The sequence below is a fragment of the Aminobacter sp. J41 genome (assembly GCF_000526635.1).
GTDB lineage: Bacteria > Pseudomonadota > Alphaproteobacteria > Rhizobiales > Rhizobiaceae > Aerobium.
In genome coordinates this window covers 1-13400 of the sequence record NZ_JAGL01000052.1, presented here as the reverse complement: position 1 = coordinate 13400, position 13400 = coordinate 1, and the positions used below count along the sequence as shown (strand labels likewise).

Here is a 13400-nt window from a genome sequence, read left to right as displayed (position 1 = left end):
CGAGCAGGTTCTCGCACCCGAGCTTCGGCCAGGCGACATCGTCGTCATGGATAACCTGCCTGCTCACAAGATCAGCGGTGTGCGCGAGGCTATCGAGAAGGTTGGCGCACGGCTCCTGTTCCTCCCGCCATACTCCCCAGACTTCAACCCCATCGAGATGGCTTTCTCGAAGCTGAAGGCCCTGCTTAGAAAAGCCGCCGCCAGAACCATTGACGATCTCTGGTCAGCGGTCGCCGACTGCCTCTCCGCCTTCACCCCGCAGGAATGCCGGCACTACTTCGAGGCGGCGGGATATGACCCGGACTAAATCGAATCTGCTCTAGCCTCATTGCCGGCCTGGCAAGGTCCGCATGCACGACATCGCCAACGAAGTTCGACAGCGAGCCCGGAACCAGCTCGCAGGCGAGGAAGCGTGCCGGATCGACCGGCCGCGGCATGATCGCCTGCTCCTTCGGGATCACAATCGAGAATCCGAGCGGTGCGTAGTACGGCGCATCGCCGACAAGGATCACCAGACCCCAGCCATCCTTGCGCGCAGCGTCCAGCGCCAGCGCGACGAGCTTGCGGCCGATACCAAGGCTCTTGAACGCCGGCCGCACGGCGAGCGGCCCGAGAAGCAGTGCCCTGCCCTCGCCCGCAGCAATCGGCGTCATCCGAACGGAGCCGACCACCTTGCCATCGACCAGCGCGACGAAGGACAGGTCACGCCTGTGCGGGCCACCTTCCCGGATCGCATGCGCTGCACGCGTGAACCGGCCCGGACCGAAGGCCTCGGCGTTGATATCCTCGATTTCGGGATCGTGCGCGGCGGTTTCCGTCACGTAGACGACGTCAGCGGGGATCATGGCAATTTCCGTGGTACAAGCGAACAGGATGGTGGATGCGGCAAACACCGCCTGCGCTCCCTGCTGGAGCGCATCAGCCCAATCGTCGTCGCTGGAAACCCACGTTTGCCAAAGTTGAGATCCTCCGCTGGCCCATCCGCCAGCAAAAATCCCGCTAACATCAAATCTCGCCGCGCGCAACGGCGTTTTTGTACGAAGGGTGACGATCTGTTCAGCCATCCGCGCGTTTTCCCTGTCTGGAACGGTCCCTAGATTGGGTCGAAAGCAAGGGAGTTACGATATGGGTCTGCTCGTCGACGGCGTCTGGAAAGACCAGTGGTATGACACCGAGAAGAGCGGTGGACGCTTCGAGCGGTCCGCCTCGCAGTTCCGAGACTGGGTTACCAGGGACGGCAAGCCCGCCGAGGATCGCGAACGCGGCTTCAAAGCCGAGCCCGGCCGCTATCACCTCTACGTCTCTCTCGCCTGCCCCTGGGCGCACCGGACGCTAATCTACCGCAAGCTGAAAAAGCTCGAGCACGTCATCTCGGTCGACGTCGTCCACCACTACATGGGCAAGGACGGCTGGACGTTCGTGAAGGAAGATGGCGCGACCGGCGACAGCCTCTACGGAAGCGACTTCCTGCATCAGCTCTACACCCGCGCCGATCCGAACTATTCGGGCCGCGTCACCGTGCCGGTTCTTTGGGACAAGAAGACGGAGACGATAGTCTCCAACGAGTCGGCCGAGATCATCCGCATGTTCAACTCGGCGTTCGATGAGTGGGCCGGCAACCGGATCAACCTCAGCCCTGACCATCTCCTCCCAGAGATCGACCGGCTGAATGCGCGGATCTATCCGGCGATCAACAACGGCGTCTATCGCGCGGGCTTCGCGACCACCCAGGAAGCTTATGAGGAAGCCTTCGATGAGCTTTTCGCTGCACTCGATGAAATCGAGGCGCGGCTGTCACGCTCGCGCTACCTGATCGGCGACCGGCTGACCGAAGCCGACATCCGCCTGTTCACGACGCTGGTGCGGTTCGATGCGGTCTACTACTCGCACTTCAAGTGCAATTTGCGGCGGATCGCCGACTATCCGAACCTGTCGAACTATGTGCGCGACATCTACCAGACCGACGGCATCGCCGAGACGGTCAACATGCTGCACATCAAGGCGCACTATTACGGCAGCCACCGCACCATCAACCCGACCGGGATCGTGCCGAAGGGCCCGGCGCTCGACTTCAACGCGCCGCACGACCGGGCAAGGCTCAGCCTTGCCGCCTGATCACCAGTAGGGATCAACCGGCACGCCCTCAAACAGTTCGGCGATGCGGCGGCGCGTCGCCGGCGAGGTTTCGGCCGGCAACGCATCCAGCGGGAAGAACCCTGCTTCAGCGATTTCTATGTCCGGCCGCTTCGGCGCCGTCTGCACGAAATCAGTGATCAGGTAGAAGGCGACATGGTCGCGCGGGCTCTGCCGCCGGTTGTAGTGCAGCGATTTCAGCACCGGCTCGCCGCGCAGCTCGATGTTGCCTTCCTCGGAAAGCTCGCGCGACAGGGCCTCGACCGCGGTCTCACCGCGCTCGACCCCACCGCCGGGAAACTGCCAGCCCGGCACGTAAGTGTGACGGATGAGGAAGACCGAATTGTTCGCCTTGTCGTAGACGATGCCACGCACGCCGAGCGTCATTGGCCGGCGCAGCACGAACCACAGGTGGAACGCCCGCGCACGCACCCGACGCCACCACACTTCGTGCATGAATGCAGGCTCGGGCGTGTTCACAGAGCGACTGCCTGTTGGCAAGGACGGGCCTGCTGCCCTATGGGTGTTGAATGTTCAGGCTCGCGCATCTCTCGGATATCCATCTGGGCCCTCTCCCAGCCGTAACCTATCGGGATCTCATCTCCAAACGGATAACGGGCTATATCAACTGGCGCCGCAACCGCGCCGCCAACCTGCACGAGGGCGTCATCGACGCGATCGTCGCCGACCTCAAGGCGTCAAAGCCTGACCACACGATTGTCTCCGGCGACCTGATGAACCTCGCCCTTGATGGGGAAATCGAACTGTCTCGCCTCTGGCTCGAAAACCTTGGCAAGCCTAACGATGTCTCGGTAGTGCCGGGCAACCACGACGCCTACGTGCCGGGGTCCATCGACCGCGCCTGCAAGTCCTGGGGAGCCTGGATGCATGGCGACGGCGAAAAGGAGCCGGCCCGCATCGGCAAGTTCCCCTTCATGCGCGTGCGCGGCAACGTCGCCATCATCGGCGTCTCATCCTCGCGTGCGACCGGCCCGTTCATGGCGAGCGGCTTCTTCGGCGAGGCGCAGGCAAAGCGTCTCGGCAAAATGCTCGACACCGCGAAGGAAAACGGTCACTGCCGCGTCGTCGCGATCCATCATCCGCCAGTGCGTGGCGCCGCTCCCGCTCACAAGCGCCTGCTCGGAATCGGCCGTTTCCAGAAGGTGATCGAGCGCCACGGGGCGGAACTTGTGCTGCACGGCCACACCCACCTTCCGACAGCCTACGAAATCAGTGGCAAGCATGGGCCGGTGCCTGTCATCGGCGTCGCCGCCGCCGGACAGGCGTTCGGCGGCAAGAAGCCCGCGGCGCAGTACAATCTGTTGGAGATCGAGGGCCACAGCGGCAGCTGGCGCATTGCCCTGACCCGCCGCGGCCTCAACGGCAATGGTATGGAAATCGCGACGGTCGAGCAGCGTGTGCTGAAGGGCTGAGGGCCGGGCTTACCGGATCAGTTCCGCGATACGCTCCCACGCGATCAGCGCAAAGGCGATGATGCCGAGGATGCCGCCAAGGATCGCGATGCCCATGCCCTTGAAGAAGCCGGCCGACGGTCGCGACGAACTCGACGCCTTTTCCGGCGTCTCGCTGCCGACGACGGTGTCGACGCCGATATAGGTGACGTCCCCTTCCAGGATTCGCTGGCGCTCGATCAGGCGCTCGGCGATGTAGCGCGTCACATGGTCCGCCGCGGCGTTGATGTCGGCCGTCTCGGCAAGCACCACCCTGCCCAGGCGCGTGTCGCGCAGGAAGCGATAGGTGCGCCGGTCCCGCCCTAAGGTGACGTGCGTGACGGCGTCGATCCAGAGGCGCGGCTGCAGCCCCTTGGAGATGGCGAAGTCGAAGCGGTCGTCGTCCTTCGGCACATCGCGAAATACTGGCGCCAGGTCCTCGGCCAGCAGTTCGAGTCGCGTGAGCTGGGCTTCGCGGATGTCGACCACAACATCGTCGCGATCCGCGACGGCGTTCTTCACCTCGCGAATCGCGTTCGCCAGGCGGCTCTTTGCCGTTTCAGTTCGATCTTCCAGCGGCTCACTCACAGGCGGCCTCCACATGACTAAGGTTAACCGACGATTAACATAGACGGTTGACAAAATCACGGCGCTGTCTTGCAGGGCGCCAAGTATCGTTAAAATCCACAAACGGCCCGAATGATCCCCGTCATCTGTGCCGGCGCTTCATCGGGCAGCATGTGGCCGAGTCGCGGCAGGCGGTGAACCGCAAAGCTCGGCGACAAACCTTCGAGCTGCAAGACAGGCAGGACATTGTCCAGCTCGCCCCAAACGACCGTTACCGGAACTGGCAATTCCGCAATCTTGTCGAGCGGCAGCTGACCCTGGCGGCCATCCCGCGCCAGCCCCTTCGCCATCTCGATGAGCATCTCGCGCTGGCCGGGCACGGCACGCGCGGCAAGGAAATGTTCCACCGTCTCCTCGGGGACCGGCGAATACCACCCGGTCATGGCTTCGAGACAAGCGGTCAGTTGCTCCCTCGTCTCAGCAGCGGCGTAGCGAGTCAGCAGGCGGCGGTTGATGTCGGGGCCGAAGCCTCCAGGCGCAAGCAGGGTCAACGACGCCACCCGCTTCGCATCGAACAGCGCGACTAGGCTCGCCACCGCCCCGCCCATCGAATGACCGACGAGATGGGCACGCTCTATCCCGCGCGACCGGAGATCATCGAGCACGGCATTCGCGGCCGTCTTCGCCGAGCCGGCACCAGGATAATTCAGCGAGCCGCCGTGCCCCGGCAGATCATAGGCGATGGTCGCGCGATGTTCCGCCAGCGCCGGCTGGATTTCCCGCCACGCGGTGTGATCGCCGCCAAAGCCGTGCAGAAGCACGATCGGGTCGGCGCCGCTACCGGCAAGCTGCGCATGCAAGGTCATCGACTACTCCGACTCTTCAGGACGGACAGACGGTTACACGCTGGCGATGGAGGGTAAAGTACTACGTGAAGTGGAGCAGCAGATGCTGCCAGCTCAGATGAAAATCCCGGCGCAAGTGATTCTTACGCCGGGACAAATCTCTTAGTTCTTCTGGGCGAGAATGCGGTTCGCGGCCGAGACGATCGCCGCCAGCGATGCCGCCACGATGTTGGTGTTGATGCCCGAGCCGAACAGGCGGCCGCCCGGATATTCCACCTCGACGTAGCTGATCGCCGCGGCGTTGGAGCCGCGATGCATCGAGTGCTCTGAATAGTCGAGCACCGACAAGTCGATGCCGATGTAGCGTGACAGCGCGTCAACAAAGCCGTCGATCGGGCCGGTGCCAGTGCCGGTCATCGTCACTTCCTTGCCGTTGTCGGAGATCGTTGCCTCCATGATGCGGCGGCCACGATTATCCGGATCCGGCACTGTGTGGTGGTCGACGAACTTCAGGCGTGCGCCCGGTTGGTCGACATAGGCCTCGATGAAGCGATCGTAGATGCGCTTGGCCGGCAGCTCCTTGCCCTCGCGGTCGGTGATCTGCTGGATGTCCTGGCTGAACTCTATCTGCAGGTTGCGCGGCAAATTGAGGCCGTAGTCCGCCTGCAGGACGTAGGCGATGCCGCCCTTGCCCGACTGCGAATTGATGCGGATGATAGCCTCGTAGGTGCGGCCGACATCCTGCGGGTCGATCGGCAGATATGGCACTTCCCACAGCGGCTTATTCGACGCCTTCAGCGCCTTCATGCCCTTGTTGATCGCATCCTGATGCGAGCCCGAGAACGCGGTGTAGACCAGTTCGCCGACATAGGGGTGGCGCTCGCCGATCTTCATCTGGTTCGAGTACTCGTAGACTTCCTTCATGCGGTTGATGTCGGAGCAGTCCAGCTCAGGGTCGACGCCCTGCGTGTACATGTTCAGCGCCAGCGTCACGACGTCGACGTTGCCGGTGCGCTCGCCATTGCCGAACAGCGTGCCCTCCACGCGGTCGGCGCCGGCCATCAGGCCCAGCTCGGTCGCGGCGATGCCGGTGCCGCGGTCGTTATGCGGATGCAGCGAGATGATCAGGCTCTCGCGGTTGTCGACATTGCGGCACATCCACTCGATCTGGTCGGCGTAGATGTTCGGCGTCGACATCTCGACCGTCGACGGCAGGTTCAGGATCAGCTTGTTGTCCGGAGTCGGCTTGATGACCTCGATGACGGCGTTGCAGATCTCCAGTGCGACATCCAGCTCGGTGCCAGTGAAGCTCTCCGGCGAATACTGGAAGCGATAGCCGCCGCCAGCCTTCGCGGCCATGTCCACGATCATCTTGGCGGCGTCGGTCGCGATCTGCTTGATGCCTGCGACATCCTTGGCGAACACGACGCGGCGCTGCAGCTCGCTGGTCGAATTATAGAAGTGAATGATCGGCGACTTCGCGCCTTCCAGAGCCTCGAAGGTGCGCGTGATCAGTTCCGGACGGCACTGCACCAGGACCTGGAGATCGACGTCATCGGGAACGTTGGCCTCCTCGACGCACCAGCGGGCGAAGTCGAAGTCGGTCTGCGACGCGGATGGGAAGCCGATCTCGATTTCCTTGAAGCCCATGTCGACGAGCAGATTGAACATGCGCGCCTTGCGGTCGTGGCCCATCGGGTCGACCAGTGCCTGATTGCCGTCGCGCAGGTCCACCGAGCACCAGATCGGCGCCTTTTCGATGCGCTTGCTCGTCCAGGTGCGGTCCTTGAGGTCGACCAGCGGGTACGGCTGATACTTGATCGCGGCATCAGGCATGCCCTTCTTGCGAGAGGCAGCTACAGCATCAATACGGCTCTGTTCGTTCATCGTCTTCACTCCGGTGCGGGCGCGCTCTCATGGCACGGCGCTGCGCACGATTTCAATGTCTACGGAAATTTTTCGGGCAAGGAGCTGGTGCCGAGGCCGGCGAAATCGATCGCCGGGTGCTCCTTCAACGAGCCCGGCGATCGCCGCTAAGGCCGAGTAGAAGGACGGTAGAAAGCATCGCGCGCGCAGTCTGCCCCACGAAGTGGGCCGGACGCTTTATATTGATGGCGCGACGATAAGACATGCCGGCGAAATAACCCAAAGTCGAAGGCATGGCAAGGCCCCGCAGGCGAAAGCTGTTACAAACAGCACTGCAAGTATCGAAGACCCGGCAGGAATCGCAGCCTTCCGGGTCTTCGGGTCAATCCCTGGGATACTAGCCCGTCACCTTGCCCCAGATCGACTCGGCCGTTTTTACGACGAGCTCCAGCTTGCGCATCTGGTCCGCCTCCGAGATCGCATTGCCCTCCTCAGTCGAGGCAAATCCGCACTGCGGCGCGATGCCAAACTGGTCGAGGTCGGCGAACTTGGAAACAGCGTCAAACTTGCGCCTGAGATCATCCAGGCTCTCGAGCTCGCCGGTCTTGGTGGTGATGAAGCCGGGCATGACCCGTTTCTTGCCCTTGGGCAGAAGACGCAGCGGCTCGAGCCCTCCGGCACGATCGGTATCATACTCCATGAAGTAGATGTCGACGTCGGTCTTGTTGAAGATCGCGTCGGCGCACAGGTCATAGGCGCCCTCCGCCGCATGGTGCGACTGGAAGTTGCCGCGGCACATGTGCATGCCGATCACCATATCCGACGGGCGGTCCTTGATCGCCTCGTGCATCATCCAGGCGTACTTGTCGATCAGCCAGTCCGGATCCTGGCCGAGTGCCGCCTTGGCGGCGCGATGCTTTGGATCGCACAGATAGGCGAAGAAGATGTCGTCCATCTGCAGGTAGCGGCAGCCAACGTCGTAGAACGCCTTCACCGCCTTAGCATACGCGCTGGCGAGATCCGCGAACAGCACCTCGAGGTCCTTGTAGGGCGCGTAGCGGATGTCTTCGGGATCGGTGCGGAAGTGCGCGCAGCTCGGCCCGGGGATCGAGATCTTCGGCATCACGTTCGTGACGCTGGCCACGAACTTGAAGTGCTCCAGCATCGGGTGATCGTCCGGGAAATCGACCTTTTCGTTAATGGTCAGAAACTCCGGCTTCAGGGCGATACCGTGGAACTGGATCGCCTCCTTCTCGCGGTGTTCGAGGTCGATGCCGTCGAGCATGCGCAGGAAGTCGTAGTGCCAGTAGGTACGTCGGATCTCGCCGTCGGTCACAACGGGCAGTCCGACATCCTGCTGCGCCTTGACCGCGGCGCGGATGGCCTCGTCCTCGGCCGCGTGCAGTTCGTCCGCTTCGATCGACTTCTCCTCGAAGAAGCGCTTGCGGGCCTCCTTCACGGCCTTGGGGCGGAGCAGGCTTCCAACATGGTCTGCCCGATAGGGCGGGCGCGCAACAGAAGCCGCCGGAGCGGCGCTCACATCAGTCATCTCATCTCCTCCAACCGCTGGTCACAGCCAAATTGCTGTGGAATTCCCTTCGAGGTGGCTAGCATACGTTACGTCACCTTGCCAGCGGCGCGGCCCGCACTCTTGACTTTGACTTGTACACAGCATGACATCCCCTGCAGGAAGAACAGGTTAGCCCTTTTGCAGACTCACGTGCAGAGGAATCCCTTCATGGCTCGCAGCCCCCGTTCAGACAAAGGCGCATCCCAGACGTTGAAAGCGGTCATGGGCGTACGTGACCTCGTCTTCTCCGGTACGGTCGCGCCAGGTGAGCGGCTTTCGGAAATCAACGTCAGCGCCAAGCTTGGCCTGTCGCGCACGCCGGTTCGCGCGGCCCTTGCGCGTCTTGAGCAGGAAGGGATTCTCGAAGCCATTCCGTCCGGCGGCTACTCGGTTCGCCTGTTCTCGATCGCCGACGTTGCCGACGCGATCGAGCTGCGCGGTGTGCTCGAAGGCACGGCCGCACGCCTTGCCGCCGAGCGCGGCGCAACGCCCGCAAAGATCAACGCGCTGAAGTCACTGATCTCGCGGCTCGACGAGGTGGTGGAGTCCGGTGTCGATGACATGGATCTCGACACCTACATGACGCTCAACGCCGAGTTCCACGAGATGCTCACGGAGCTTTCCGGCAGCAAGATCATCCAGCGCGAGCTTGAGCGCGTACTCCACCTGCCTTTCGCCAGCCCCAGCGCCTTCCTCGAGGCGCAGATGAGCGTGCCAGCCTTCCGCACCTCGCTGATCGTCGGCCAGGCGCAGCACCGCGCCATCGCTCATGCGATCGAAATGCGCGAAGGCTCGCGCGCCGAAGCGATCGCCCGCGAGCATGCGCGCCTCGCCCGCATCAACCTCGACCGGGTAATGAAGGACAAGTCGCTGATCGACCGCGTCCCTGGTCTGGTTCTCGTCACAAGCTAACCCTTACCGGGCGCCACGCACTACCCCTTGCCGGCTTCAGGATGTAAGGGAAGCGCATGAATGTGCTGTCTGCCGACTCCCCGGTCTACAACCCGCCGCTTGAGCCCTGGGTCACGATCCGCCATCGCGACCGAGACATCCTCGTGCTCGACAAGCCGAGCGGGCTGCTGTCGGTACCAGGAAAGCACCCGGCGCTGAAGGACAGCCTGGCAACCCGCGTGCAGCGCGACTTTCCGCAAGCGCAGATGATCAACCGCCTCGACAAGGACACGTCGGGGCTGGTGCTGATGTCTCTCAACCGCAAGGCCCACGCCGCCATCGCAGCCCAGTTCGAGGGGCGGACGACGAAGAAATCCTACGTCGCGGTCGTGTGGGGCATCATGGAGGAGGACGAAGGGTTGATCGACCTGCCGCTGGCGATCGACCCCGACAACAAGCCGCGCCACCGCGTCGACCATGAAGGCGGCAAGCTCGCCCAGACGCGCTGGCAGGTCATCGAGCGCGGCAGCGACCGCACCCGCGTCCGGCTTTTCCCGCTCACCGGCCGCACCCACCAGCTGCGCGTGCACATGAAAGCGATCGGCCACGTCATCCTCGGCGACGAGTTCTATGCCGAAGGGGAGGCGCTCGCTGCCTCCGACCGCCTTCTGCTCCATGCGGAGGAACTCTCCTTCCGACACCCGGACGGCAGCGACGTCACTTTCACCGCCCCCTGCCCGTTCTGAGGCTCGTCATGGCGCGCAGCGAGGACACCACAGAACCTATCGTCGATTTCGTGGGCGGCGCCGTCGGGCACCAGTTCCGCACGGGCGCCGCGCGCGGCCACGCGCTTGCCAAGGCTGCCGGCCTCGTGAAGGGCGCCTTGCCCGAAATCGTCGACGCCACCGCGGGCCTTGGCCGCGACGCCTTCCTCCTCGCCTCGCTCGGCTCGAAGGTGACGCTCATCGAACGCTCGACGAAGATGCACGACCTGCTTGCCGCCGGCCTCGAACGCGCGGCAGCCGAAGGCGGCGCCCTCGCCGAGACGATCGCGCGGATGACCCTGCTGCACGGCGACTCGCGCGAACTGCTGCCGCAGCTTGCGCCCCAAGTCGTGCTGGTCGACCCGATGCATCCGCCGCGCGGCAACACGGCACTGGTGAAGAAGGAGATGCGGCAGATCCGCGAGATCGTCGGCAGCGATCCCGACGCCGAGGAGCTTATGCGCGTCGCGCTAGAGCACGCACAAAACCGCGTCGTGCTGAAATGGCCGCTGCGTGCCCCGCCGATGGAGGGAATCCGCAAACCCTCGTACCAGATCCTCGGCAAGAGCACGCGCTACGACGTGTTCGTGAAGGCGAAGCTGGCCTAGCTAGTCGTCACCGAGGATTAGCGCGCGGCCGCTAGTCACGTCCGCCGCGACCGCCCTCACCTTCTCCGCCATCTCGGCCGGCAGCCGGAAATGCTGGACGACGCCCTCGGCAAGAAATTCTTGCCGGCTCATGCTCACGCCCGGCAACGCCTCCAGCCGCGCCCGCAGCAGCGGCGCATCGCTGAAGCCGGATTGGATGGAAATGGTCTCAAGTTCGACGAGCGGCAGCTTCGGCGCCTCGCGCAGGCAGGATGCTGCCGTGCCGCCATAAGCGCGGATCAGCCCGCCGCTACCCAGCAGCACGCCGCCGAACCAGCGCGCAACGACGACGACTGTGCGGTCGAGCCCCTGCCCGTCGATCGCTTGCAGGATCGGCTTGCCGGCGGTTCCGCTCGGCTCGCCATCGTCGCTAAAACGGTAGCTCTGGCCGATCCGCCAGGCCCAGCAATTGTGGTTAGCCGACGGATCCGAATGCTGCGCGAGAAACTCCCGCGCCTCGCCCTCGTCAGCAATGGGGGCAGCCTGGGCGAGAAACCGGCTCTTCTTGATTTCCTGGCGAAAACTCGCCACCCCGGCGAGAATGAATCGATCCGTCATGCCGCCCTTCTAGCGCGAATAGAGGCGGCATGTATCGGGCCAGATCATCAGTTCAGGCTGATGATCTTTGCCGGGCGGAAGGTTTCGATCTTCTTGACGCCTGAAACCATGCCCTTGCCGTAAGCCGGCTTGCCGACAACGCCCTTGAGCCAGCACTCCTTCTTCGCCTTCACGTAGGTGAAGGCAATGCAGGCGTTGTTGTCGATGCAGGCGAGCCGGCAGGCGAGCGGCGAGTTGGCGCCGGGATACGGGCGCCGGCTGAGGTCGCCGCCCGGCAGGTCGACGTCCTCGAACAGCGAGGAATTCGGATCGATCGTTGCCAACGTCATCGGCTTCGGATCCGCCTCGCCCGCAGCCAGAAGATGGCCCGACAGCGCGACGCTGTTTCCATCGGCGCGCCCGGAGCTCGCCTTGAGGAAGCAGTTCGGCCCCCGGCGCAGACTCTGGTCGGTGTTGAAGGTAAAGGCCTTGCACTGACCGTCCATGCGCAGGCAGTTGTCGGCACAGGCCCCGGCATCACTGGTGCGTATAGATGTGATATCGTCGCCGAACAGGTCGAGTCCCGTGTATATCGCCATGCGGTTCGGCTGCCGGGTGTAGGCCTCGAGCGCGGACACGGCCGCAGCACCACGTTCCGCCTCGACAACTGCGCCAGCCGCAGCCGTCCCCTCCGGTGCGGGCGACTGGAATGCACCGCCCTGCGGAGTTGCGGCGATCGACGTACCGCCTGTCCGGTTCAGACCGTAGCGCTCAATCTCTTCCTGGCTGAAGACATACATGTCATCGGGCGGCGTCCTGAACATGATGTGCATGACATCGACCGGCGTGCCGAAACGGTTCAGGACCTCGATGATGTCCGAAATCGCATACTGGGCTCCGACCAGATCCTTCGTGTCGTTGGATATCTGATGGACGCCGAGCTCACCATCGGCCTTCCTTTCATGGCCGGCGAGGAAGATGAACGAGCAGGCAGAGTAGCAGCCGCTCCCCTTCGGAATGTAGGTGGAAAGCTGGCGCTGGTGGATGTCGTCGGCAATCAGCAGGCCCATCTGGACGCTGCCACCGGGGCTGTTCAGCGTCACCAGCTTCGCATTCGGCGTGGCCTGCAGCGCGCGGCGGAAGCTCAGAGCGGCGCCCGTGTCGATCTCACCGTCCATGCGGATGATTTCCGGCGTGCCGTCATCGACAGTAAAGGGCCCGAACGTCGTTTCCGCAGCCCCTGCCCCTGCGATCAAACAGATCGACCAAGCCACCGCCAGTAACGCAGACACCTTACGCATGCACGCCCCCTCACTCGCAGGAAAGGGAAACACACAGTCCGAGCAGGTGGCAAGACGGGATACATGGGAACACGGGATGTCCCCAGGAGGGCGGCTCTTCCAGATCCAACACGAAACGAAGAAGACCTAATATCCTCCAGCAGTCCAGAATTGGACCGAGGGTCATCCCCTAAAATCCGATGGCACGAGACCGACGATGCTGCGATTGCCGCTGCAGCGATTGTCATTTACTAGGAGGGGCGCAGCCTCCAAAAACCTGTCCCACCTCGATCCGAATCTTTTCGTTCAGCATGAAATCTTCAACCGGGCAACACTATCTCGCTCTTGACCATGTCCGTGCGCTAGCTGCTTTCATGGTGTTTGCTTGGCACTTCGGCCACGGCGCATCGGGCCATCCAATACCTTTTGATGGCGCCCAAAGCTGTTCCTTCTCTCAGTGATCGATGAGGGACACACAGGCGTAGCTTTGTTCATGACCATCAGCGGATATTTGGATGATGTGCCGGGGCGTGGTGTAGCAGGATAGCGGCGNTCACCAGTGTTTTTCCGGTAGGGTCGGGTTGTTCAAGCTCAACCTGATGGAAAGTCCACCGATGACCGACGATATGATGAACCTGCGCTCGCTCGTTGAGAAGAGTGCTGACGCCGATTTGCTGCGCGAGATGATCGGCTTTGCCGCCGAGAAGCTGATGGAACTGGAGGTCGGCGCGAAGACGGGTGCTGCCTATGGCGAGAAGAATGCCTTTCGGCTGGCCCAGCGCAACGGCTACCGCGACAGAGACTGGGAGACGCGGGCCGGAACAGTAGAACTTCGCATTCCGAAGCTCC

The 13400-nt window shown here is 63.1% G+C and carries 15 protein-coding genes; 7 read left to right on the top strand and 8 right to left on the bottom strand.

Translation table 11 applies throughout. From position 1 onward, the window contains the following. Positions 1-307, top strand: a 307-nt coding sequence (locus L630_RS22675; protein WP_024849848.1) for an IS630 family transposase, incomplete at its 5' end; no start/stop codon positions are given. On the opposite strand, the gene L630_RS0119345 is transcribed toward L630_RS22675, so the two are convergent. Then, complete coding sequence (locus L630_RS0119345) at positions 252-845, bottom strand: N-acetyltransferase (protein WP_024849847.1); 594 nt, start codon at positions 843-845, stop codon at positions 252-254. The genes L630_RS22675 and L630_RS0119345 overlap by 56 nt on opposite strands. Positions 846-1125: 280 nt before the next feature. Between L630_RS0119345 and L630_RS0119340 the strand changes: the two genes are divergently transcribed. Next, the gene (locus L630_RS0119340) at positions 1126-2115 is read left to right on the top strand and encodes a glutathione S-transferase family protein (RefSeq protein WP_024849846.1); all 990 of its coding nucleotides are present in this window, start codon (positions 1126-1128) and stop codon (positions 2113-2115) included. Here L630_RS0119340 and L630_RS0119335 read toward each other — a convergent pair whose 3' ends face one another. Next, positions 2116-2589 carry an NUDIX domain-containing protein gene (locus L630_RS0119335; protein ID WP_034330966.1) on the bottom strand — a complete coding sequence of 158 codons (474 nt, stop codon included), beginning with the start codon at positions 2587-2589 and terminating at the stop codon, positions 2116-2118. A gap of 74 nt (positions 2590-2663) precedes the next feature. On the opposite strand from L630_RS0119335, the gene L630_RS0119330 reads away from it, so the two are divergent. Further along, positions 2664-3566: a metallophosphoesterase gene (locus tag L630_RS0119330; RefSeq protein ID WP_024849844.1), complete on the top strand. Its 903-nt coding sequence runs from the start codon at positions 2664-2666 to the stop codon at positions 3564-3566. A gap of 9 nt (positions 3567-3575) precedes the next feature. On the opposite strand, the gene L630_RS0119325 is transcribed toward L630_RS0119330, so the two are convergent. The 4 genes from L630_RS0119325 to L630_RS0119310 form a co-directional block, all read right to left on the bottom strand. Then, entirely contained in the window at positions 3576-4172 is a 597-nt protein-coding gene (locus L630_RS0119325; RefSeq protein WP_024849843.1) for a hypothetical protein, read from the bottom strand. 89 nt (positions 4173-4261) lie between these two features. Next, complete coding sequence (locus L630_RS0119320; protein ID WP_024849842.1) at positions 4262-5017, bottom strand: alpha/beta fold hydrolase; 756 nt, start codon at positions 5015-5017, stop codon at positions 4262-4264. 141 nt (positions 5018-5158) lie between these two features. Then, a complete protein-coding gene (gene leuA, locus L630_RS0119315; RefSeq protein WP_024849841.1) occupies positions 5159-6832 on the bottom strand; it encodes a 2-isopropylmalate synthase in 1674 nt (557 codons plus the stop codon). Between the two features lie 427 nt (positions 6833-7259). After that, complete coding sequence (locus L630_RS0119310) at positions 7260-8411, bottom strand: 5-methyltetrahydropteroyltriglutamate--homocysteine S-methyltransferase (protein ID WP_024849840.1); 1152 nt, start codon at positions 8409-8411, stop codon at positions 7260-7262. A 243-nt stretch (positions 8412-8654) separates the two neighbouring features. Between L630_RS0119310 and L630_RS0119305 the strand changes: the two genes are divergently transcribed. From L630_RS0119305 to L630_RS0119295, 3 genes are read left to right on the top strand one after another with little or no spacing between them, the layout of a single operon-like run. After that, entirely contained in the window at positions 8655-9344 is a 690-nt protein-coding gene (locus L630_RS0119305) for a GntR family transcriptional regulator (RefSeq protein ID WP_245263809.1), read from the top strand. Between the two features lie 56 nt (positions 9345-9400). Further along, positions 9401-10069 (top strand): pseudouridine synthase, encoded by a 669-nt coding sequence (locus L630_RS0119300; protein ID WP_034330964.1) that lies wholly within the window; start codon positions 9401-9403, stop codon positions 10067-10069. Between the two features lie 8 nt (positions 10070-10077). After that, positions 10078-10695, top strand: coding sequence for a class I SAM-dependent methyltransferase (locus tag L630_RS0119295; protein ID WP_024849837.1), 618 nt, complete (start codon positions 10078-10080; stop codon positions 10693-10695). Here the strand turns inward: L630_RS0119295 and L630_RS0119290 are convergent, their stop codons facing one another. After that, positions 10696-11292 (bottom strand): YigZ family protein, encoded by a 597-nt coding sequence (locus tag L630_RS0119290; protein WP_024849836.1) that lies wholly within the window; start codon positions 11290-11292, stop codon positions 10696-10698. Positions 11293-11339: 47 nt separating this feature from the next. Further along, the gene (locus L630_RS21860) at positions 11340-12572 is read right to left on the bottom strand and encodes a PAN domain-containing protein (RefSeq protein ID WP_245263808.1); all 1233 of its coding nucleotides are present in this window, start codon (positions 12570-12572) and stop codon (positions 11340-11342) included. Positions 12573-13165: 593 nt separating this feature from the next. Here L630_RS21860 and L630_RS0119270 point away from each other — a divergent pair. Next, positions 13166-13400, top strand: a 235-nt coding sequence (locus L630_RS0119270) for a transposase (RefSeq protein WP_024849834.1), incomplete at its 3' end; no start/stop codon positions are given.

What these genes read in the sequence shown, in the direction of transcription:
- L630_RS0119320 (WP_024849842.1), bottom strand. Translation starts at nt 5,017, where the DNA reads ATGACCTTGCATGCGCAGCTTGCCGGTAGCGGCGCCGACCCGATCGTG.
- L630_RS0119310 (WP_024849840.1), bottom strand. Translation starts at nt 8,411, where the DNA reads ATGACTGATGTGAGCGCCGCTCCGGCGGCTTCTGTTGCGCGCCCGCCC.
- leuA (WP_024849841.1), bottom strand. Translation starts at nt 6,832, where the DNA reads ATGCCTGATGCCGCGATCAAGTATCAGCCGTACCCGCTGGTCGACCTC.
- L630_RS0119300 (WP_034330964.1), top strand. Translation starts at nt 9,401, where the DNA reads ATGAATGTGCTGTCTGCCGACTCCCCGGTCTACAACCCGCCGCTTGAG.
- L630_RS0119340 (WP_024849846.1), top strand. Translation starts at nt 1,126, where the DNA reads ATGGGTCTGCTCGTCGACGGCGTCTGGAAAGACCAGTGGTATGACACC.
- L630_RS0119290 (WP_024849836.1), bottom strand. Translation starts at nt 11,292, where the DNA reads ATGACGGATCGATTCATTCTCGCCGGGGTGGCGAGTTTTCGCCAGGAA.
- L630_RS0119335 (WP_034330966.1), bottom strand. Translation starts at nt 2,589, where the DNA reads ATGCACGAAGTGTGGTGGCGTCGGGTGCGTGCGCGGGCGTTCCACCTG.
- L630_RS0119305 (WP_245263809.1), top strand. Translation starts at nt 8,655, where the DNA reads ATGGGCGTACGTGACCTCGTCTTCTCCGGTACGGTCGCGCCAGGTGAG.
- L630_RS21860 (WP_245263808.1), bottom strand. Translation starts at nt 12,572, where the DNA reads ATGCGTAAGGTGTCTGCGTTACTGGCGGTGGCTTGGTCGATCTGTTTG.
- L630_RS0119295 (WP_024849837.1), top strand. Translation starts at nt 10,078, where the DNA reads ATGGCGCGCAGCGAGGACACCACAGAACCTATCGTCGATTTCGTGGGC.
- L630_RS0119330 (WP_024849844.1), top strand. Translation starts at nt 2,664, where the DNA reads ATGTTCAGGCTCGCGCATCTCTCGGATATCCATCTGGGCCCTCTCCCA.
- L630_RS0119345 (WP_024849847.1), bottom strand. Translation starts at nt 845, where the DNA reads ATGATCCCCGCTGACGTCGTCTACGTGACGGAAACCGCCGCGCACGAT.